Raw genomic sequence first — 20434 nt, forward strand, 5'->3', positions numbered from 1 at the left:
TCAGTTCACCCTGAAATAGGCATAGGCCAGCTCGAGCGTCTCGGTGACGTATTCGCTGGCTTCGGCGTTGAAATCGGAGACAGACCACTTCTTGGGCCAGGCATTGACCACCGTGTAGGTCTCCAGCGGTTCATGCGCGTCGTTGAGCAGTGTGACCCAGACAGTTGTCGGCAGCACGAACGGCACGGTGATCGGGTTGACCAGCGCATCCTGCAACCATTTGGACACCGCGCTGTCGCGGATCAGCCCGCGTTTGAGCACGAGGTCGGGATAGCGGCCGCGCACCGGGAATTTGTGCGTGAAACGGTTCTCACCGCCCTCGTTGAAGGTCTCTTCCTCCAGCTCCATCGACAGGCCCGACACTTCGCGGAAGCGAATGTCCTGCTCGCCCGCATCGCCGAGGTCAAACTCCACCCGGAAGTGGAACCCGACAGGCGGCTGGTAGGGGTAGTTTATGGGGAGCGTCTCGTCGACCATCCTGCCCGCGCCTACTCGTTCTGGATACTCATGGAATCATAGACGATCTCGACACTTTCGATCGCCGTCTCGTTGCCATCCGCCTTCAGGTCGGTGGACTGGATCTTGGACGCCCAGGCGTTCTTCAGCTTCCAGACCATGACCGGCGCGTGCTCTTCGTTGAGCAGGCTGATGGTGATGTCGCGCCGCTCGACCTTGTTGAGCGCCACGGTGTTCCACCAGTTGAAATACTCGTTATCCGCCTGCACCACGCCGCGCTTCAACGTGACGTTGGAGTATTTCTGCATGCCGGGGATCTTCATCTTGGAATATTCCGGCTGATCGCCGGTGCGATACTCGATGATCTCGGTTTCCACATCGAGACCGGAGACCTCGGTGAAGCCGATGCGGGCACCGCCCCATTCGACCCGGAAGTGGAATTTCGGAAGAGGATAGTTTTCCATGTCTTGTGTCCCGCCCTATCACGCCTGTTGCTGGATCTGTTCGAATTGCAGAACGATGAACTCCGCCGGCCGGCTGATCGCGAGCCCGACGCGGACGATCATCAACCCGTTGAGGATGTCATCGAACGTCATCGTCTGGTTCAGGCCCACCTGCACCTGGAAGGCGTCCTCGGGCTTCGGCCCGACAAGCGCGCCCGCCGCCCATTGGTTGGTCAGGAAATTCTCGATCATCGAGCGGACCCGCACCCATGTATTGGCGTCATTGGGTGCGAAGACGAAGGCGCCGACGGCCTTCTCGATGCTTTCCTCGGCGAAGTTCAGGAACCGACGCACATTGAGATAGCGATTGTCGTTGGAATTGCCCGCAAGCGTGCGCGCGCCCCAGATCAGCGTCCCCTTGCCGGTGAAAGTGCGGATCACGTTGATCGATTTGCCGCCCGTGGCATCCACGTTCAACCGCCCGTTCAGGTCATTCGTGATCGGCACCACCGGCCCGAGCGTGTTGAAGAGGCCGATATTTGCCGGTGCATAATGCACCCCCTTCAGCCGGTCCTGCCGGGCGATGGCACCGGCCACCGCGGCCGAGGGCGGCAGGGTGACGTAGTCCGAGGTCAGGAAGGCGCGCACCGCGTTCAGAACCGCCTTGTCGCCGGGGGTCGTTGCCGTGCCCTGCACGACGTCAGCGTCCAGCGTGGTGTCGTCCCCCACGGTGTCCGCATCGGTATCGAACAGCGCGGCCGTCGTTTCGGTGCCGTCATCGGCAACGGTTATCAGCTCCGATGCCCCCGCGATGGTGATGGTGCTGTCCTCGACGATCCGCGGCAGCGAGGTCCGCAGGTAGGGGTAATAGGCGCAGCCATATTTCAGCAGGTCCTCGGAATTGGAGCCCACGTTCGTTCGGAAAGCCGTCCCCACGGTGAAGGGATCGGGTGCTGCTCCATCGGCGCCGAACACATCCGCCACGGCGATCCGGTCCTGTGTCGCGGCGCAGGATTGCAGCGCCGCGACCATGATATTGCCATGCTGCGTCGCGTTGGCCAGCGAGATCGCGTCCGGGAACAGGATCAGCGTGACCTCGTCCACCGATTGCAGCGTCGTGAGCGCCGTGGTGTAGCGCCCTTCGGTCCGGGCCGTTGTCTCGTCCGCGATGGACAGCACGTAACAGGGGCCGCCGCCATTCGCGAAATAGTGCTGCATCGCGTAATACATCATGTTGGGCGGCAGCGCCGGCGGCGGGGTCGCGAAACCGACATTCACGCCGAGGATCGCGCCCGCCGCGCTGACCCGCTTGGTGACCTGCACCGACACCGCCGCCGCCGCGGGCCGGCCGAACATCCGCTCATATTCCAGCAGCGAGGTTATGCGCCGGGGAACGTTGGTAAGGTCATCGCCATTCAGGTCCACCGCCTGCCGGGTGTGCCCGATGAATCCGGGCACCGCGGTTGCAACAGGAGCCACCGAGGGCGGAAACGAGGCGATCTCTTCCACGAAAACGCCGGGGGTCGTCAATGTGCGCATGGTCTTCCTCCAACAGGCAGGCGCTCCGCGCCCATGAAAATCAATCTTTCTCCCGTAAAACCCGGGAGTTCGTCATCAACGTCGCTGGAAAGCGGCGGTATATGCGGTGCCTGTATTGGCCGGGGCCGTGCTTTGCGGCCCGGTCCAATACAGATCGACGATGCCGATCGCGCGGTCTGCGGCGACGTCGTCATCGGCGTAAATCAAACGATTGAGCGTGCCCGGTGCGGGCGTCACCAGCTGGAGCGCCCCAGCCCGGCTTTCGGGAATGTCGACAGTGGCGAAGATCGCGCTGCTCCCCGGAGGCGGCGCAACCGGCGGCTCCGCCAATGGGTCATTCACGGGCGTGCTCGCCGCAACGGTGCCGGTGAAACGGTCCTGCGCCTCGATCACGGCCGGGATGCCGCCCGTGAGGTCCAGCTGCACCGGATAGGCGCGCGGTCCGGCATAGATATGCTCGCCGGACCCGACCTGCGCCGCCGTGGTGATCGGTCCCGCCGGTTGGATCGTGCCCGCCCCGTCGAGATTGTCGAGCAACAGGTGCGACCCGCCCGCGCCGCTCATCCCATCATAGCGCAGGCCGGGATCTCCTGCCGCGGCGGTCAGGGAAAAGCTGAACCGCACCCGATCGCCGATCGGAGATGTGAGTGGCGGCGTCGCGAATGGGTTTGTCGTGTAATACAGCGCCATCCCCCCGGTCACCTGGCGAAACAGGATGCCATGATCGTTCATCAGCCCGACAGTCCGCCGCGTCGGTTGCAGAGTGAAGTCGCTTATCGCGGCCCCCGCATCATCCTGGAACGACACCGACATGAACCGCTGTGCTGCGATCGAAAAGCTCATCGCCGCACCGTTTCAAGGTCGATGCGCGTGATTGCATCGGCCTCGACCGTTGGCTGAACATCCCGCAGTTCCAGCAAGCGCACCTTGTAGATCACCGACGGGTAATGCTCGCCGCCGAGCACCGACCACACATTGTTGAGCGCTTCGAAGCTCATATTGTGATGTTCGAAGATTAACCTCTCGATTCCGCTCGGAAAAATCAGAGCCGGATTCGCATTTGCTGCACTCAGGAAACGGCGATGCTGAAACATCTCGATTGTGCGCGAAAGATTCAGGAGACAGGCGCCGTAATCTATGAAATCAAAGCTGAAAAGAAGATAAATATTCATGAATACCGATGGTTCGCGGTAATGCGGCGATCCACCCAATTCAATGCTTTGACGCGTATTGCGCAAAGCTGCCTCTTCTTCGATGTTCAGCAGGGTAATCAGCGCGCCTTGCGGCCCCGCCTCGTTCAGCGATCGTGCGGAATCGATCCGCACCTCACCGTCCGAGACGTCCAAATGTGTCCTGAGCTCACGCCGGACATATTCAAGCGCATCTCCAATCATAATCCCTAAACCACACCCAAAAGCACAAATGGTCGAACAATACTCAGCGCGCTATGGCTGACTCAAAATATAGAGGTACAGCTTCGCCCAATTGTATTTATTGTCAACCTTGACATGATATCGGCTTTGTGCATCCCGGATTGGCAATCTTTTCTCGGCTCAATTCCGCATTGCGTATCGGGACATAAAGATCGGTGATAAAAGGCAAATTCGTCCGCGCCTCTTTTAATAGCAGGAGAGCTGTCTCTCTTACTGTGTCGAGGCGATGCCACGGGAGCAGAGCGTATCGGTCGCAAATTTCTAAGGCCGGACGATTCTGAGGGCGATCCCGCAGCGGGGCTGCCCGGCCCCCTGCCCCGTGGCAAGCAGGTTTGCCCGACATGCCCGACCGCCGGGAAGATCCGGCGAAACGCCGTTTGAATGGGTCCGAGCGACGGCCGGGATAGCGACCCCGGCACCGGGTTTCACGTCCCCCGAAACGGGTCAGCTTCGATCAAATCGGGTCGACGCCGGGAGCGCCAAGACGTCAGATCGATGTTCCCATGACGGCATTGGGCAGCCATGTCGCGATACCGGGGAAGAGGCAGAGCAGGATGATGGCGATCACCATGCAGGCCACGAAGGGCAACGAACCGAGCAGGATGGTCTTGAGCGGGATATCGGGCGCGATCCCGTTGATGACATAGAGGTTCAGTCCGACCGGCGGGGAGATCAGGCCGATCTCCATATTGATGGTCAGCACAACCGCGAACCAGATCGGATCGAACCCGGCGCTGGTGATGATCGGCAGCAGGATCGGAGCGGCCATCAGGATGACCGCAACCGGCGGCAGGAAGAACCCGGCAATCAGCAGGAAGACGTTTACCGCCCCCATCAGAACCCATCGGTTCACATCGAATGTTCCGATCCACTCGGCGATCGACTGCGTGATGAAGAGGCTCGACAGCATGTAGCTGAAGACGCCGGCCGCCGCGATGATGAACAGGATCATCACCGATTCCTTGGTGCTGTCCCGCAGGACGACCCAGAGCTCGGCGGGATGCCAGAGCTTGTAGATGATCATGGCAATCAGCAGACACAGCAGAGCCCCCACTGCGGCCGTTTCCGACGGTGTCGCGATGCCCCCATACATGGCGTAGAGCACGCCGAGAATGATCGCCAGGAAAGGCAGGACGCGGGGCAGGATCTCGAAACGTTCGGCCCATGTGTAGCTGCCGGCACTGAGCCGGGAGGCCTCACCCGAGCGCCAGGTCGAGTAGAGCGACCACGCCATGAAGAGCCCCACCAGCATCAACCCCGGAAAGACGCCGGCAAGGAACAGCCTGCCGATCGAGGTCTCCGTGGCGATACCATAGACGATCATGGTGACCGAGGGCGGGATCAGGATGCCCAGCGTCCCTCCCGCGGCAACAGAGCCCGCGGCGACGCCGTCCGGATAGCCGCGCTTGCGCATCTCGGGAATGCCCATCTTGCCAATGGCCGCACAGGTGGCGGGGCTGGAGCCGGACATGGCGGCAAACAGGGCGCAGGCCCCGAGATTCGACACCACCAGGCCGCCCGGCACCCGGGAAAGCCAGCGCTCCAGCGCCTCGTAAAGGTCTGCGCCCGCACGGGTCGAGGCAATGGAGGAGCCCATGATGATGAACATCGGGATCGAGAGCAGCGCGAAATTGTCGAGCTTTCCGAACAGGATCTCGGGCATGAGTTCCAGAGAGCGCATGCCGTCGAAGATGATCAGGAACCCGGCTGAAACGATCAGCAGCCCGATCGCGACCGAGACGCCGGAAAACAGCACGAGAATGGTGACAAGGGCAACAAGCGCGCCAAGTGTAAGCGGATCCATCAACCGATCTCCAGGCCGAAGGGCTTCTCAATCCCCAGAAGCAAGGCCACGAGGTCGGCGATCAGTTGCAGCAGGAACAACCCGAACCCGATGGGAAGGGCGAGATAGGGGATCCAGAGTTTGACGCCCCACACAGTGTCGGATCTCCAGCCGCGATCCCATGCAAAGTGCCAGTATTCGAAACCATACCAGAACATCACTGACACGATGGCGATGGACAGAACCGACGTCAGGATCGCCATTGCGAACCGCGCCCTGGGCGCCAACGAGATCGGGACAAGGTCCACGTTCACATGGCCCCGCAAACGCTGGACATAAGGCAGGCCCACGAGGGTGGCCGCGATGATGAGATAGATCACGGCCTCGGTCTGCCAGACGGTGGACCCGTTGAAGACAAACCGGATGACGATCATCTGGCAAGTGATCGCGACGGCTGCGACGATCATGCCGGCGGAACACCATCCGGCGAGGGTGGAAAGGGCTGCCACGGTTTTCAGGAACGGGTTGTTCCCTGTACGTGCAACGGCTGCTGAGCTGTGGCTCGCCATGGATGTCTCCGGGGATTTCTTTTGCTTGTTTGTCGCGGGGCGGCGCGGCGCCGCCCCGACTGTCTCAAGACGCGATCACTCGACGGCGAGAGCGAGGTCGAGCAACGCCTGCCCGTCCGGAACCTCTTCCACGAAGGACTTGTAGGAGGTGTCCTGGGCGATCGCGCGCCAGGCTTCGAAATCCTCCGCGCTCATCTCGGCGATCTCGACACCGGCTTCCTTGAAGACCTCGACGGATGCCGCATCCTGCTTCTTTGCCTCGGCGAGATAATGCGCTTCGGCTTTCTCGGCCCCTGCCAGCAGCGCAGCCTGTTGCTCTTCCGACAGGTCCTCGAAGGCGGATTTGTTCATCAGCAGTGGCTGGTACATGAACCACAGCGCGATATCGGAGGCCGGGGTGTAGCAGGAAACCTGTTCGTAGATCCTGTAGGACACGAAGGACGACGACGATGTATTCGCCGCGTTGAGAACGCCCGTCTGCATCGCGTTGTAGATTTCGGATGACGCCATGGATGCAATCGACGCGCCAGCGCCCGCCAACATCAGCTCGAAGCTCTTGCCGGCAGCACGGGTCTGGAGCCCCTTCACGTCGTCCGGTCCGGTGATGCACTTGTCCTTGCCGGCAAACCCGCCCGCAAGATAGCCGTGCACCAGCACCATCACATCGTCTTCGGCCATCTTGGCCTCGAGTGCCTCCATGAAGGGGCTGTCACTCAGGCGCGCCGCGTGGTCGTGGTTCTTCACCAGCCCCGGCATCAGCGTCAGGTTGTAGGCCGGCTGTTGGCCACCGGCATAGCTGAGCGGCAGGACCGTCATGTCCAACTGTCCGCGGCTGAGCGGCTTGTACTGTTCGCGCGGCGCGAACAGTGACTTGGAGCCGAAGATCTTGATCTCCAGATCCACATCGGCGGCGGCAACCTCATCGGCCACGATCTGCGCCACCTGATGGCGCACGTCCTTGTTGGACCATTGGTGAGACAGGCGAAGTTCGGTCGCCCCCGCCACCGATCCCGCGAATGCAATAGAAATAGCCGCCGCAGCGGTTCCAAGTATGATTTTCACGATGTCCTCCCTTTGGTGAACCGATGGGTATCGGTTCACACGGGCATTATGTGGCAGATGTATTTTGAGTCAACGATCCTGCATGCAAGATAAGCCCAATTGCATTTTTGGTTTGTCAGGATAGACTTTGGCCATGACTTCCTCGCGCGTCGAAAACATCGTTCACGAACTCGAAGACCTCATTTTCGATGGCACATTCTCCAATGGCGAGAAGCTGGACGAGGTGCGCCTTGCCGACCGTTTCGATGTCTCGCGCACACCGCTTCGCGAAGCGCTGCAAAGGCTTGCGCAATCGGGGCTCGTGGAACTTGTGCCGCGCCGGGGAGCATTCGTTCATCAACTGGGACCGCTGGATCTCATGGAGATGTTCGAAGTCATGGCGGAACTGGAAGCCTCCTGCGCCCGTCTTGCGGCGCGCAGGATCACGGAGGATGGCCTCGAGCGTCTGATGGATGCCAATAACAAATGTCGCGACGCAGTCGGCTCCTGCGACAGCGACACCTATTACGCCGAGAACGAGTGCTTCCATCAGATCATCTACCTGGAAGCCGGAAACGGATTTCTCAGACGGGAAACCAAACGTTTGCAGAAACGGCTCACGCCATTTCGCCGCAAGCAACTTGGCGTCCGTGGGCGCATGAAGGAATCCCTGCGCGAACACGAAACCATCGTCCAGAGCATCGCGCAGAACGACGCCGACGCCGCCGCACAGGCGATGCGCGACCACGTCGCCGTGCAGGGCGAGAAGTTTCACAGCCTGATGGCGGGCCTTAGACACCTGGGATAGGGAGACCCGTCAACGCGTCTTTCCCGACTCGACGCCCCAGCCTGACTCCATGGAAAAATAAGGTTTCACACGGTCCCCGCATCCACAGGAACCGTTGCGCGGCGCTGTTTTGGTCGCCCGACACGTCATGGTCGCACGGCTCCAGGCGGCCGTGACGATCTTGTCCGGTGTTTCCGACGAAGCTCGAAAGGGCTGTGCTCAGGTCGCAGACAGGACGTGGATCGCGCGGTCGGCAACCATATCCTTGGTGCTTTCGCCATAGGCTTTCATATGCGCGGAAGCGCCATGCGCGGCGAGCGTTTCAAGGCTGGCCCATTTTTCGACAACAACGAACGTGTCCGGGCCCACGGCGGTCTGGATGGGGCCGGCGTCCTTCGTGTCAATTGTCGCCTCGTAGGCGATGCAGCCATTCTCCGCCAACACGGCCGGAACATTGGCGTTGAATTTTTCCAGGACAGCTTCCCGCTGGCCGGGTTTGGTGGTGATGAAGGCCAGGACGTGGACGATGGACATTGCCGGTTTTCCCTAACTGCGTCTGATACTTGCCGGGACAGTATCGTCCGAGCCCGCGGGTTTCAACGTTCGGACTGCCAGTCCGAGTCCGCACGGCCCATACTGTCGCCCTGCGGTCGCCATGCGCGGCTTTGTCCGGGCTTCTGCGCTTGACCTGTGCGATGCAACCCGGGTCATGGTGGCGAGTGGCTGTAACGGGAGGAAATGGTCATGGAATATCGCAGGCTTGGCGACAGCGGCGCCATCGTATCGCAACTCGCCCTCGGGGCCATGACCTTCGGCGACGAGGCCGACGAGCAGACGTCCCGCCAACTGATGAGCGATTTCGTCGCGGCGGGGGGCAATTTCATCGATACGGCCGATGTCTACAGCAACGGTCTCTCCGAGGAAATCGTCGGTCGCTGGCTGGCCGATCACCCGGCCGACGCGGACAAGGTCGTGCTGACCACCAAGGCACGTTTTCCGATGGGCGACGGGCCGAATGACCTTGGCCTGTCGCGCGTCCACCTGCGCAAGGCCCTGGAGGCATCCCTGAAGCGGCTCAAGGTCGAGTTCATCGACCTCTACCAGATGCACGCCTGGGACGCCCTGACCCCGATCGACGAGACTTTGCGTTTTCTCGATGATGCAATCAGCGCGGGAAAGATCGGCCATTACGGCGTCTCGAATTTTCTCGGCTGGCAATTGACGAAGGCGGTTCATGTTGCCCGGGCCCGCGGGTTCAGCGCGCCCGTAACCTTGCAACCGCAATACAATCTTCTGGTCCGGGGCATCGAGTTCGAGATCGTGCCGGCAGCGCTGGATGCGGGTATCGGCCTGCTTCCCTGGTCTCCGCTGGGCGGAGGATGGTTGAGCGGCAAGTACCAACGCGACGAGACGCCGCGCGGTGAGAGCCGGCTCGGAGAGCAGCCGGATCGCGGAATGGAAGCCTATGCTCCGCGAAATGCCGAGCAGCGGACATGGGCAATCCTCGATGCCGTGCAAAAGGTTGCCGAGCGGCAGGACTGTTCCATGGCCCAGGTGGCGCTCGCCTGGTTGCTTGCGCAACCGGCGGTCACGTCCGTGCTTGTTGGTGCGCGCAATTCCAAACAGCTTGCCGACAATCTTGCAGCGGCCGATCTCGAACTTTCTCTGGAGAACCTGAAATTGCTGAACGAAATCAGCGCCCCGGCGCATGGTGTTTATCCGTATGGCTCCCAGGCCGACCAGCAACGGCACCGAAAGATCGGCGGCGGTTTCTGACGCCGGTCGGGGCCACGCTCAGCCGAACGTCACGAACGGCCTTGCAAGGGGTTCTTCGACCCAGCCCACGGCGCCCCTGATCTGTGCGGTGTCGCTGGACCTCGTGGCGGCGAGGAAGGCCTCGACCGAGGTCGAGACCGCAGCGACAGGATCGCACCGCTCGCTCACCACGGCTTTGCGTCGAAAGAAGAAAGCTTGTCCCAAGCGAAGCGGACCCCCGTGCCGGGGTCGCCAGGTGCGACTGCGAGAGTGTCTTCGATGACAAGTGGGCGGGTCGTGTAGGCGTCGATCGGAAAGGAATGAACCTCCAGCCAACCGGCATTGGCTTGCCCGCTCAGCAGGCTGACATTGAGTTCCTGCATCCCGTGGCTACAGACCGGCAGCCCGTGCTTCCGGCTCATCTCGGCCACCTGCAGGAACCCGGTCACGCCCCCGCAATTCCCTGTATCGGGCATGATATAGGAGAGTTTGGACCGTTCGAACGCGAGTTCGAATTCAATCATTGTGTGGAGGTTTTCGCCGGCGGCCAGCGGGTGATCGGTGGCGTCTGCGATGCGGGCGAAGCCCATGTAGTCATCCGGGATGACCGGTTCCTCGAACCAGACAAGATCAAAGGGCTTGAAGGCCCGGGCCGCGGCGATCCCCTGCTCGACATCCATCGAATAGTTTGCGTCGACCATGAAGGCGACATCCGGCCCGATATGCTCCCGAACCGCGCGCACGCGCGCGATATCTTCCGCCAAAGTCGGCTGGCCCACCTTGATCTTCACGGCGTTCAGGCCGCTGTCGAGGTATTTCTGAACATTCTTGAGCAGCTTCGGAATAGGGAAATTCAGGTCGATCCCGCCGCCATAGGCCCGGCATCGATCCGAGGTTCCGCCGACCATCTTCCACAAGGGGAGGTCGGCGGCCAGGCAGCGCAGATCCCAAAGGGCAATATCGACCGCCGAGATTGCGAATGAGGCGACCCCTCCCCGGCCCACATAGTGGACATGCCATTGCATCTCCTCCCAGAGGTCCTCCACGTCAGCGGCATCGCGGCCCGTGAGGAGTGGCGCAAAATCGAAGTCCAGCATCGCCGCGATCGCCCGGCCACCTTTGCCGCCAGTATAGGTATAGCCGGTGCCAACCTTGCCATCTTCAAGCGTTATGGTGACGGTGATCAGTTCGAACTTGGTGTGATCGCCGTGCCTGGCATCGACGAGCACTTCTGCGAGCGGCACGTCGAACAGGCGGGTCTGGACGGATTGGATCCTTGCCATTTTGATTTCCTGAGGGTTTCCGCGAAAGCACCGCGTCCGCTGCTGAGGCCGGTCAATGACGGCCGCAAACGGATCCCGCGGTTCCTACCGGAGAAATGCATGTGGGGATTGGCCCCCCCGTCATGTGAGACCGAGGGGCCAGAGAGATCCGAGGGATCAGTCGCTCAGGCCGATCCGCTTCAGGAACGTCTTGTGGCTTTCGACCATCTGGGCGGCTTCAGGCGTCTTCTTGGCCCACTCGTCCCAGGCGCCCTTGGCGGCTTCGCGGAACTGTGCGCGGTCCTCGGCCGACCAGTCATAGGTCGTCACACCCATTTCCGGCATCTTGGCCAGCGCTTCGCCATTCTCGACCATGGTGACCATCACGTAGTCGGCCATCAGCTTCTTGTGCGCGGTCTCGATGACGCGCTGCTGCGACGGTGTAAGCCCTTCCCATACATCCGTGCGGCAGGCGAGCTGATCCGAGGACATCGAGTGGAAGCCCGGATAGGTCGTGTGCTTGGCAATGTCGTAGATGCCCAGCGAGGTGTTCACGGCCAGCGTGGACGCGTCGGCGCCGTCGATGATGCCGGTTTCAAGCGCGGTGAAGATCTCGGTGAAGTCCATCACGATCGGCGAGGCGCCGAGCGACTGGAAGATCTCGGTTTCCATTCCCGGAGGCGACCGGAACTTGAAAGCGTCCAGAGCTTCGATGCCCGGAAGCGGCTTCGAGGAGTTCAGCGATTCCTGGCCGCCGACCTGCGCGCCCACGAAATGCATGTTGTAGGAGCTATAGAGCTCGTTGATCGCCTCACGACCACCACCGAAATTCACCCATGCGAGATACTGCATCGGCGTGTCGTAGCCACCCATCGTGTCGGCCACGAACTGGAAGGCAGGGTTTTTGCCGGTCTGGTAGGAGCCGTTGGTCATGTCGCAGTCGATGATGCCATTCGCGGCAGCGTCGAAGGTCTCGGCGGAGGCCACGACGGCCGACGAGTAGAACATCTCGACCTCGACGGCACCGTCGGTCATGACATTGATGTCATCGACGAAGTTGGCAATAAGCCTGCCCTGCGTCGTGTTGGTGCCCTGGTGCGTCTGAATGCGCAGGGTCACGTCGGCGGCTGTGGCGGCCGAAGCCAGAAGGCCGAAGCCAAGGGCCGTGGTCATGGCCAGTTTGTTGGACAGTTTCACCTGATTTCCTTTCCTGGTGCTGGAATATGCAGGCGCCCGGATCGCAGCGACCCGAACCCCTCCCTCGACCCGCGATTGGGTCCGTCTTTGCCCGGGAAGCGTGTACGGATTCCTCCCGTTCGACCGGCGCCCTGCCGTATCGAAACGCATTTCCAGGCAATCTCTTCGCCGTGATGCCGCACCGGTGTTTCGCAGCGACCACGACACATCTCAGGCAGTCTCTCTCATGTAGTTTTCGACAGGATCTTTTATGTTCCGCATCAGGTGCTCCCCGATCCGCTCGCAGACAAGTTCCTCATCCTTGTCCAGCGCTGCGGTGACGATGCCCTGGTGCTGTTCGACATTCATTGGAACCCAGTGAAAATCCCGGTCGCTCGTGATCAGTTGCTGGCGGAAGCGGTAATAGACCGCCTGATGCGTCTGCTTGAGGATCTCGTTTCCACAGCCGTCGATCAGGGTCCGGTGGAAGTCCAGTTCCGCGCGCACCCAGAGTGCAAGCAGTTCCGGTGAAGGCTCTCCGACATGGACGCGCGACTCGATATGCTCGAGCGCGTAATGCGCCGCGGTCAGCCGTGCTTCCCATTCAACGGACTCGCTGCGGATCGAAAGGCAGGCCCCTTCGCATTCCAGCAGGATCCGAAACCGCGTCAGGTCTCTTTGAAGCTCGACCGACTGCTCTGGCAACCGAAAGCCGCGTTGCTCCTGGAAGTCCACAAGACCCACGGTCGACAGCCGCAACAGGACCTCCCGCATGGTCGTGGCAGACACGCCGTATTCCGAACGCAGTATCTCCGCGCGGAGCCTTTGCCCCGGCGCAAACTCCCCACTCACTGTTCGGTCGCGCATCTGCTCAAAGAGGCCTTCTGCTTCCACGGACATCCCCTCACTGAGTCGCAATTCTAGGTTTTCCTCATAATCTCGTGATTTCGGGAAATTTCAAGATTTTATTGAAACCTAAGTTTATGAGCTATAGCATTTCGGACGAAACAGGCGACCGCCACGGCCTGGCCGGTGGGGTCGCGTTGGGAGGAGCTATGAAGATCACCAAGATAACCAGCCATGTGCTCGGCTACGACATGCCGGAGCGGCTGGGCTATTCCCAACAATATTACGACAAGCGCACCGCGCACCTTGTCGAGGTCGAGACCGACGAGGGCGTCACCGGCTGGGGGGAATGCTTCGGACCGGGCACAATTGCGCTTGCGAACAAGGGGATCGTCGAGCAGGTGATCCAGCCGATGATCCTCGGAATGGATCCGCTCGACCGCGATGTGATCTGGCACAAGGTCTATAACCTGATGCGCGATCACGGTCAGAAGGGCATGCCGATGCAGTCGCTGTCCGGCGTGGACATCGCGCTCTGGGACATTGCCGGCAAAGTTGCGGGGCTGCCGGTTCACAAACTCATTGGCGGCGCGCATCGCACCAGTGTCACCGCCTATGGCTACGGCATGATGCTGCGTCCCGAACCGGTGGCCGAGATGGAGGCACGGTTTGTCGACGAAGCCGCCGAGATCAAGGCGATGGGGTTCGCGGCCACAAAGATGAAGGTCGGCGTGGGACCGAAGGGCGATGTTCGCCTTGCAGCCGCCGTGCGCAAGGGCGTGGGCGAGGATTTCCGGTTCATGGCGGATGCCAACCACGCCTACACCACGTCGGATGCGTTCTATGTTGGCCGCGGGCTGGAGGAGCTGGGCGCCTACTGGTTCGAGGAACCGGTGGCCCCGGAAGACCTCGACGGCTATGCCGAGCTGCGCGCGGGGCTGAAGGTCAACATTTCCGGCGGCGAAGCGGAGTTCAACCGCTGGGGCTGGCGGCGCCTGCTGGAAGCGCGCGGGCTCGACATTGCGCAACCCGAGGTCTGTGCGCTTGGCGGAATCTCCGAATACCTTCGCGTCCTGGCGCTCTGCCATGCGCATTTCACACCGGTTATCAACCATGTCTGGGGCTCTGCGGTGTCGGTCGCCACGAACCTTCAGCTTCTCGCGGCCATGCCGGACCTGCCGGGCGGGTTGTTCCCGTGGGAGCCCATGCTGGAATTCGACACGACGGATAACAAGTTTCGCGACGAGCTGCTGGCCGAACCGCTTGATATCCAGGGCCAGGTGAAGCGCAATGACGGGCGGGTGAAGATCCCGCACGGGCCGGGGTTGGGCGTCACGCCCGACCGCGAGTTCATTGAACGTTTCAGGATCGCCTGAGCGGCCGATCGACAGGCACACAGTGAGGCCAGGATCGCCTCAGATGCAGCGCATCCGGTGATCCTTGTCGCGGAGGCTCTGCGCAGCTGTGACAGCCTGAGGAAAGGTTGCTTTCGGCGGCTCTTGCCCTCTGTATCGTTGCTGAAAACGGCAAGCCCCGCGCGTGTGACATCGATCGCATAGCGCGGGCGCCGGTTTCCGTCACTTGCTCCGCGAGCCTCGGAAATCTCCGCAAACGCAGGCTCGGGTCGGCCCCCTTTGGGACAAATTCTGGCCGGCGGCCGTGCCATGAACCGACGCTCCACGGGCCGCGAAACGCCCGGGGCGGTCTCAAGCTAGATTGGCAGCCCGGACAGGACACGGACCGCCGTGGCGACCGCGGCACAGGCGACGATGCCGAGGGCCAGCGGCATGAGGGCGCCGAACAGGGTCCAGCGCGCGCTTCCGGTTTCGCGCCATGTTGTCCAGATCGTCGTGCCGCAGGGATTGTGAAGCAGCGAGAAGAGCATCAGGCAGATCGCCGTCAGCATCGTCCAGCCATTGTCGGCCAGAAGCCCGCCAAGCTCGGCCCCTTCCAGCTCGAGCATGCGGGTCTGGCTGAGATAAAGCATGATCACGGTCGGCATCACGATCTCATTGGCCGGAATCGCAATGATAAAGGCGAGCAGGATTATGCCGTCGAGGCCGAGGAAATGTCCGAACGGATCGAGGAAACCCGAGACATGTGTGGCCAGCGACACCCCGCCGAGATCGATATTGGCCATCAACCAGATGATCCCCCCCGCCGGAGCGGCCACGACCATCGCCCGCATCAGCACGAACAGCGTCCGGTCGATCAGCGAGGTGTAGAGGATCCTCAACACGTTCGGCCTCCGATACGGAGGCAGTTCGAGAATGAAGGCCGATGGCTCGCCCCGCAGAAGGGTGCGCGACAGGGCCCAGGACACGAGCAGGGTAATCACCACGCCGACGACCACGATCCCGACGATCGCTCCGGTGGCGATGAGCGAGGCGGCGAACCCGCTGGTCTGGGCGACAAGCCCGCCGAAAAAGATTGTGGCGATGGCGATCAGCGTCGGGAAGCGTCCGTTACAGGGGACGAAGACATTGGTGAGGATGGCGATCAGACGTTCGCGCGGCGAGTCGATGACCCGGCAGGCGATGATGCCCGCCGCGTTGCAGCCGAACCCCATCATCATGCTCAGCGCCTGCTTGCCATGCGCGCCCGCCCGCTTGAACAGCCAGTCGAGATTGAAGGCGACGCGGGGGAGATATCCCGAGTCCTCCAGAAACGTGAACATGGGGAAGAAGATCGCCATGGGCGGCAGCATCACCGAGACGACCCAGGCCAGCCCGAGATAGACACCGTCAATCAGGAACCCGCTCAGCCAACCCGGCGCGTGCAGGAAGGCGAACAGCATATGCAGGGCTTCGTAGAGACTGGTCCCGAGCATGGCCGGCGCCGGGACGCCGAGATACTCGAGGCACCAGCCGCTCAGGCCCCCCTCGGCCATCAACAGCCCGGCGAGGAAAGCAGAGGGAACATTGGCGCCCACGATGGTGAGCCAGAACACCACCGCGAAGAGCAGCGCCATGAGCGGAATGCCGAGCACCGGATGGGTCAGGATGCGGTCGAGATTGCCGACCCGCTGCCACGCCTTTGGTTTGCGGTGCTGGACGGCCATGGAAGTGACCTCTTCCGCTCGTTGAAACAGCGATGCGACCAGCTCATCGCGGAACCGTTCGCCGCCAATCACGTCGCTCAGGCCGCGCGCATGCCGGAACAGGTCCTCGGCCGCTTTCGTGGCCTCGGGCGAGGCCGGGATCTGATCCCTGCCAACTGCGCTCTCGCTCATGAGGCAGCCTCCCCGCTTTCGGCGGCGTGCAGCGATGCGAGTTCTCCGGAGAGCAATGCCTGGCGGATCCGGTAGTCGCCCTCGATCAGGCGATAGGCAATCCAGCGGGCGTTCTGAAGATCGGGATAGAGCGCCCGGATGCGCTGCACCAGATCCTCGACCGGACCGGATGCCGCCTCAGGCGGCGCAGGCGGCCGGGGCGATGGGGTGAGCTGCCCATGCACCACCGCCGCGATCGTCTCGACCAGCCGGTCCAGCCCCTTGCCGGACCCGGCGATCGTTCCCACAACTGGCACGCCCAGCTCCCCCGACAGCCGGTCGAGATCGACGTCGATGCCCTTGCGGCGGGCCTCGTCCAGCAGGTTGACGCAGACGACGATCTTCGAGGTGATCTCCATGACCTGGAAGACAAGGTTGAGATTGCGCTCCAGCGCCGTCGCATCCACCACGACGACCGTGCAGTCCGGCTCGCCAAACAGGATGAAATCGCGCGCGATCTCCTCGTCGGTCGAGGCCGAGAGCAGCGAATACGTGCCCGGCAGATCAACCAGCCGGTAGTTTTCGCCCGTATGGGTAAAGCGGCCCTCGGCGCGGGCGACGGTCTTGCCGGCCCAGTTTCCGGTATGCTGGCGCAGTCCCGTGAGGGCATTGAACACGGTGGATTTCCCGGTGTTGGGATTGCCCGCCAACGCGATCAGATGCGGCTTGGAAAACAGCGCGCGGGAGCTTGCGCCAGCAGGCAGGCCCGAGCCGCAGGTCTCGCAGTTCTTCCGGAAAAGCTTGCCTATCATCGATCTGTCTCCGCCACCCGCTCCCGTTCGGGCGCGCCCTCCATTGCGCCGTGTCCGGCAAGGCCGATCAGGACCTGCTCGGCCTGTTCCCGGCGCAGCGCGATCATCGTCCCGCGCAGCCGATAGGCATGCGCCGCGTCTCCGGCATTCGACAACGCCGCAGAAATCCGAGCACCTTGCGTGAACCCGAGATCCAGAAGCCGCCGGCGCATCAGCCCGTGGCAGCTTTCCTTGAGCCCCACGATCTCGGCACTGTCGCCAACGCTCAGATCGGCCAGCGTCGCACGCGGCGCATGGGGCGCCTGCCCCGCCGAGGGTTCGCGCACGTCGATCTTCGCCGCCACCGCGGCGGCAATGCTGCGCGCGCCAACACCGGCATCGACGGTCACCATGCCTGCCTGATTATCTAGGACACGTAGGACTTTGCCGGGGTGGAGGCCGGCCTCCAGGGCGGTCTTGAGCGCGTCTCCCGGCTCGTCCTCCACATGCACCACGCAGGCGGCACGCCCGCAGGGCCAATCGGTCAGCGGCGCACGATGCTGCCATGTGACCTCGCCGGACGCGGCCGGAATCACGTCGCCATGCGGGTCATGGCGGGGGTGGCCCAGATGATCCGAAAGCGCGTCGATCGCGTCGGGACCCAACCGGTGCTCCGCGCGGTCCGCGAGATCGTGCAGCCCTTCCAGCGGTTCCCGCGCCTCGTCGGCGAGGTAGCGTTCCCAGAACCGGTGGGCGCGCAAGACCTGTCGTCCCTTGCGCTCGCCGGCCTCGGTGAGTTCCAGGGATCCGGCCGTCGAACTCAGGAACCCGTCTGCCTCGAGATCCTTTACCAACGAGAGCATTGTTGCCGGAGACAGTTCCAGCCGACCGCCAATCTCGAAGACCGTCGCCGTCCTGCTCTCGAGCCTGGCGCTACAGAGATGCTTGAGAATGTCTTCGCGCAGAACCTCCCGGCGGCGCTGCCGCATCTTGCGCATTGCGATCATCAGCCCGAGCAAGGCCAGAATCGCAATGGCCGTGAGCGTGTATATCGGCACCTTTTCCATCTCTCTTTCCAGCGAAACCCTGCGGCCCGTCTTGCGCCGGTAGGTCTCCCGATCCCTGATGTGCTGCAATTGAATTCGACATGACGCAGGTCAATTGAGCGGAAAGGTCACACAAGCAGCCGCCCGATGTTGCGCGGCAACGCCATTGTTCATTGAAGCGGTCTGGGTTTCTGGCCATCAGGCACCGCGACCGCGCTGAACAATGCGGAACCGGTGCGTCATCCGGTCAGCAGCGAATGACCGTGCCCGGCCCCGTCTGAAGGTTTCTGCGGGGTGCCGTCGAGTAAGCCGATCCGGTGGGCCGGCCTTTGTCGCGAATGCGAGATCCAACGTGCCGTCCTCGCCGAGAACGACAGGGAGGGCGGTTCGCGCGGAGCGCGCTGCTGCGCCCAACTCCATAAAAAAGAAACAAAAAAGACCGCCTCCCTTGGACCAACGCGGCCTCAAAAGGCGCTCTTGAGAGGGTAGAACGCCCTCGCGTGAGAAACGGAACGTCCGGCCAGCCTCCCATGCGACCCGGGCCATGGAGGCGGAAAGGATGTCCCGGGTGGGTGCTTCTGCGGCGAAGGATCTGATAGAGCAGGTATTTGCGAGGCTTTGGGCCGCGAAGTGTCGGACCGCTGGTGGGGCCGCAAAGGCGTGTCACACACCGCATTGATCCGTGTTCGAACCGTCACCCCGGCGAGTCGAACATAGCTTGGAGACCAGAATGACAAACCCACCCGGCATCTCGAACGTCGTTACCAATGTTGTCTATGAGGGCCCGCTTTGGGATCGTTTTCGCAGCATCTTCGAGCCGGCCAACATCACCCGGATAGCCCCCGGGGACATGGCGCAGATGTTGCAGAGCTTGGGCGGGGCGGAGGTCGCGATCCTCTCCGATCTGCCGGCGCCGTCGGAGATCCGGGGGCGACAACTGCGATGGGTCCATATCACTCATGCCGGGCTGGATCGTGTCGCGCATCCGGAGATCCTCGACCGTGGCATCCGCCTGTCCGGTTCGGCGGGCTACTCGGTGGAAACACTGGCCGAACACGCAATGTTCTTCATGCTGTCGCTGTCCTGTCGTGCGATGGACCTCTTCGCATCCCAACGCCGATCGGCCTGGGAGAAAAGCGGTCGGGAGCATCTGCGAAGCCTCTACAAGCAGACCGTCGGCATTGTCGGCCTCGGCCACATCGGACAGGCCCTGGCAACACGCTGCGAGGCAATGGGTATGCGGGTTCTGGGTTTCCGCCGCAGTGACGGCCTCGACGTGCCGGGTGTGCACAAGATCTACTGCGAGGAGACAGGCGACCGGTTGGCCGATATGCTCGCGGAGACGGACTATGTCGTTCTGGCCGTTCCCCTGACCAATGAAACCCATGGATTGATCGGTGCGAAAGAGTTGGCGCAGATGAAACCGACGGCACATCTTGTCAATATCGCCCGCGGAAATGTTGTTGATGAACCGGCGCTGATCCGGGCCTTGTCTGACGGAAAGATTGCCGGAGCCGGCCTTGATGTGTTTTCACAGGAGCCTTTGCCGTCTTCCAGCGCGCTCTGGCAACTGCCGAATGTCATCATAACCCCACATACCTCGCCGCGAGAACCGGATCGGGACGACCGGGCCGTCGATCTGATCGCTGAAAACTATCGGCGATTTCTGTCGGGCGAGGAGCTGCTCAATGAGCTGACGCAGTCAAATCTCTATACGCCCTGAGACGCACGAGGCGACAGGCGGGAGCTGGCAAACTGGTTTGAACCAGCCTCTGCAAGGACACACCCGCCGGCCCTCATTCAACGAAAACCTCCCGCCACCCGATGAGAGGGACAGTGAACATCTGCAAGCGTCGCATTCGCCGGAAGTGTTGCAGCGCGTGCTCTCGGCGCCGCACGCCGTCAACGCCGCGCCCTGGGACCGACGCAAGTTCGTGGCGACGGAACGTGGTCGGCCGTTCCGGCGCTGTGTGACTGGCTATGCAGCCTGGCCTTGATGCCGCAAGCGTCGCCGTTGGACCGTCAGTTTCTCGATCCCCCAGCCACACGGCCAGATCATCCCGTCTAACCTGTGGAATGCGCTTTCTGACCAACTTCGGACGGGATGGGCGATCTGCCGGGGCATCAGGTCCGCCTTCGAAGAGGCGATCACGCCGACGGTAGATGCGACATGCCACTGATCTCTTGCCTTCCTATCCAGGACCCTTTCCAGCCTATCGAGAAGACGGCGCAACCGGCGCAGGACCCGGCGCCTGGCCGCGCCTGTTTCCGGAAGACTTGTCTGTCAGAAAAGGCG

Annotated in this window: 19 protein-coding genes; 4 read left to right on the plus strand and 15 right to left on the minus strand. The window is 62.1% G+C overall.

All coding sequences use genetic code 11. The features are described 5' to 3' along the window. The 8 genes from R3X27_RS15210 to dctP form a co-directional block, all read right to left on the minus strand. On the minus strand, positions 1–477 hold the full coding sequence (locus R3X27_RS15210) for a phage tail protein (protein ID WP_317709725.1): 477 nt from the start codon (positions 475–477) through the stop codon (positions 1–3). Between the two features lie 11 nt (positions 478–488). Then, positions 489–920, minus strand: a complete 432-nt coding sequence (locus tag R3X27_RS15215; RefSeq protein ID WP_317709726.1) for a phage tail protein — start codon at positions 918–920, stop codon at positions 489–491. Positions 921–938: 18 nt separating this feature from the next. Further along, a complete protein-coding gene (locus R3X27_RS15220) occupies positions 939–2438 on the minus strand; it encodes a phage tail sheath family protein (protein ID WP_317709727.1) in 1500 nt (499 codons plus the stop codon). Positions 2439–2513: 75 nt separating this feature from the next. Then, positions 2514–3281, minus strand: coding sequence for a hypothetical protein (locus R3X27_RS15225; protein ID WP_317709728.1), 768 nt, complete (start codon positions 3279–3281; stop codon positions 2514–2516). Beyond that, positions 3278–3832 carry a DUF4255 domain-containing protein gene (locus R3X27_RS15230; protein ID WP_317709729.1) on the minus strand — a complete coding sequence of 185 codons (555 nt, stop codon included), beginning with the start codon at positions 3830–3832 and terminating at the stop codon, positions 3278–3280. The genes R3X27_RS15225 and R3X27_RS15230 overlap by 4 nt, the downstream gene beginning before the upstream one ends. A gap of 526 nt (positions 3833–4358) precedes the next feature. Then, a complete protein-coding gene (locus R3X27_RS15235) occupies positions 4359–5675 on the minus strand; it encodes a TRAP transporter large permease (protein WP_317709730.1) in 1317 nt (438 codons plus the stop codon). Further along, complete coding sequence (locus tag R3X27_RS15240; RefSeq protein ID WP_317709731.1) at positions 5675–6223, minus strand: TRAP transporter small permease; 549 nt, start codon at positions 6221–6223, stop codon at positions 5675–5677. The genes R3X27_RS15235 and R3X27_RS15240 overlap by 1 nt, the downstream gene beginning before the upstream one ends. A 75-nt stretch (positions 6224–6298) precedes the next feature. Continuing rightward, positions 6299–7276, minus strand: a complete 978-nt coding sequence (dctP, locus tag R3X27_RS15245) for a TRAP transporter substrate-binding protein DctP (protein ID WP_411572499.1) — start codon at positions 7274–7276, stop codon at positions 6299–6301. Between the two features lie 142 nt (positions 7277–7418). Here dctP and R3X27_RS15250 point away from each other — a divergent pair, with 142 nt between their 5' ends. Beyond that, on the plus strand, positions 7419–8072 hold the full coding sequence (locus R3X27_RS15250) for a GntR family transcriptional regulator (RefSeq protein WP_317709732.1): 654 nt from the start codon (positions 7419–7421) through the stop codon (positions 8070–8072). A gap of 198 nt (positions 8073–8270) precedes the next feature. On the opposite strand, the gene R3X27_RS15255 is transcribed toward R3X27_RS15250, so the two are convergent. Further along, a complete protein-coding gene (locus R3X27_RS15255) occupies positions 8271–8585 on the minus strand; it encodes a putative quinol monooxygenase (RefSeq protein ID WP_317709733.1) in 315 nt (104 codons plus the stop codon). Between the two features lie 210 nt (positions 8586–8795). On the opposite strand from R3X27_RS15255, the gene R3X27_RS15260 reads away from it, so the two are divergent. Continuing rightward, on the plus strand, positions 8796–9827 hold the full coding sequence (locus tag R3X27_RS15260; RefSeq protein ID WP_317709734.1) for an aldo/keto reductase: 1032 nt from the start codon (positions 8796–8798) through the stop codon (positions 9825–9827). A 164-nt stretch (positions 9828–9991) separates the two neighbouring features. Here the strand turns inward: R3X27_RS15260 and R3X27_RS15265 are convergent, their stop codons facing one another. The 3 genes from R3X27_RS15265 to R3X27_RS15275 form a co-directional block, all read right to left on the minus strand. Then, positions 9992–11089, minus strand: coding sequence for a mandelate racemase/muconate lactonizing enzyme family protein (locus R3X27_RS15265; RefSeq protein WP_317709735.1), 1098 nt, complete (start codon positions 11087–11089; stop codon positions 9992–9994). A 156-nt stretch (positions 11090–11245) separates the two neighbouring features. Next, the gene (locus R3X27_RS15270) at positions 11246–12265 is read right to left on the minus strand and encodes a TRAP transporter substrate-binding protein (RefSeq protein WP_317709736.1); all 1020 of its coding nucleotides are present in this window, start codon (positions 12263–12265) and stop codon (positions 11246–11248) included. 210 nt (positions 12266–12475) lie between these two features. Next, a complete protein-coding gene (locus R3X27_RS15275; RefSeq protein ID WP_317709746.1) occupies positions 12476–13144 on the minus strand; it encodes a GntR family transcriptional regulator in 669 nt (222 codons plus the stop codon). Between the two features lie 155 nt (positions 13145–13299). On the opposite strand from R3X27_RS15275, the gene R3X27_RS15280 reads away from it, so the two are divergent. Continuing rightward, the gene (locus R3X27_RS15280; protein ID WP_317709737.1) at positions 13300–14466 is read left to right on the plus strand and encodes a mandelate racemase/muconate lactonizing enzyme family protein; all 1167 of its coding nucleotides are present in this window, start codon (positions 13300–13302) and stop codon (positions 14464–14466) included. Positions 14467–14801: 335 nt separating this feature from the next. Here R3X27_RS15280 and R3X27_RS15285 read toward each other — a convergent pair whose 3' ends face one another. From R3X27_RS15285 to R3X27_RS15295, 3 genes are read right to left on the minus strand one after another with little or no spacing between them, the layout of a single operon-like run. Further along, entirely contained in the window at positions 14802–16322 is a 1521-nt protein-coding gene (locus R3X27_RS15285) for a nucleoside recognition domain-containing protein (protein WP_317709738.1), read from the minus strand. After that, on the minus strand, positions 16319–17113 hold the full coding sequence (locus R3X27_RS15290) for a FeoB small GTPase domain-containing protein (protein ID WP_317709739.1): 795 nt from the start codon (positions 17111–17113) through the stop codon (positions 16319–16321). Before R3X27_RS15290 ends, R3X27_RS15285 begins: the two co-directional genes overlap by 4 nt. Beyond that, entirely contained in the window at positions 17110–18159 is a 1050-nt protein-coding gene (locus R3X27_RS15295; protein WP_317709740.1) for a FeoA domain-containing protein, read from the minus strand. Before R3X27_RS15295 ends, R3X27_RS15290 begins: the two co-directional genes overlap by 4 nt. A gap of 709 nt (positions 18160–18868) precedes the next feature. On the opposite strand from R3X27_RS15295, the gene R3X27_RS15300 reads away from it, so the two are divergent. Then, positions 18869–19861 (plus strand): D-2-hydroxyacid dehydrogenase, encoded by a 993-nt coding sequence (locus tag R3X27_RS15300; protein WP_317709741.1) that lies wholly within the window; start codon positions 18869–18871, stop codon positions 19859–19861. Positions 19862–20434: the final 573 nt, after the last annotated feature.

Origin of the sequence: Tropicimonas sp. TH_r6, assembly GCF_033101155.1 — a bacterium.
In the GTDB taxonomy this organism is placed as follows: Bacteria; Pseudomonadota; Alphaproteobacteria; order Rhodobacterales; family Rhodobacteraceae; genus Tropicimonas.

Bases quoted from the DNA above. Each gene is read 5' to 3' on its own strand.
- R3X27_RS15210 (WP_317709725.1), bottom strand. From the start codon at position 477: ATGGTCGACGAGACGCTCCCCATAAACTACCCCTACCAGCCGCCTGTC.
- R3X27_RS15215 (WP_317709726.1), bottom strand. From the start codon at position 920: ATGGAAAACTATCCTCTTCCGAAATTCCACTTCCGGGTCGAATGGGGC.
- R3X27_RS15220 (WP_317709727.1), bottom strand. From the start codon at position 2,438: ATGCGCACATTGACGACCCCCGGCGTTTTCGTGGAAGAGATCGCCTCG.
- R3X27_RS15225 (WP_317709728.1), bottom strand. From the start codon at position 3,281: ATGAGCTTTTCGATCGCAGCACAGCGGTTCATGTCGGTGTCGTTCCAG.
- R3X27_RS15230 (WP_317709729.1), bottom strand. From the start codon at position 3,832: ATGATTGGAGATGCGCTTGAATATGTCCGGCGTGAGCTCAGGACACAT.
- R3X27_RS15235 (WP_317709730.1), bottom strand. From the start codon at position 5,675: ATGGATCCGCTTACACTTGGCGCGCTTGTTGCCCTTGTCACCATTCTC.
- R3X27_RS15240 (WP_317709731.1), bottom strand. From the start codon at position 6,223: ATGGCGAGCCACAGCTCAGCAGCCGTTGCACGTACAGGGAACAACCCG.
- R3X27_RS15250 (WP_317709732.1), top strand. From the start codon at position 7,419: ATGACTTCCTCGCGCGTCGAAAACATCGTTCACGAACTCGAAGACCTC.
- R3X27_RS15255 (WP_317709733.1), bottom strand. From the start codon at position 8,585: ATGTCCATCGTCCACGTCCTGGCCTTCATCACCACCAAACCCGGCCAG.
- R3X27_RS15260 (WP_317709734.1), top strand. From the start codon at position 8,796: ATGGAATATCGCAGGCTTGGCGACAGCGGCGCCATCGTATCGCAACTC.
- R3X27_RS15265 (WP_317709735.1), bottom strand. From the start codon at position 11,089: ATGGCAAGGATCCAATCCGTCCAGACCCGCCTGTTCGACGTGCCGCTC.
- R3X27_RS15275 (WP_317709746.1), bottom strand. From the start codon at position 13,144: ATGTCCGTGGAAGCAGAAGGCCTCTTTGAGCAGATGCGCGACCGAACA.
- R3X27_RS15280 (WP_317709737.1), top strand. From the start codon at position 13,300: ATGAAGATCACCAAGATAACCAGCCATGTGCTCGGCTACGACATGCCG.
- R3X27_RS15285 (WP_317709738.1), bottom strand. From the start codon at position 16,322: ATGAGCGAGAGCGCAGTTGGCAGGGATCAGATCCCGGCCTCGCCCGAG.
- R3X27_RS15290 (WP_317709739.1), bottom strand. From the start codon at position 17,113: ATGATAGGCAAGCTTTTCCGGAAGAACTGCGAGACCTGCGGCTCGGGC.
- R3X27_RS15295 (WP_317709740.1), bottom strand. From the start codon at position 18,159: ATGGAAAAGGTGCCGATATACACGCTCACGGCCATTGCGATTCTGGCC.
- R3X27_RS15300 (WP_317709741.1), top strand. From the start codon at position 18,869: ATGACAAACCCACCCGGCATCTCGAACGTCGTTACCAATGTTGTCTAT.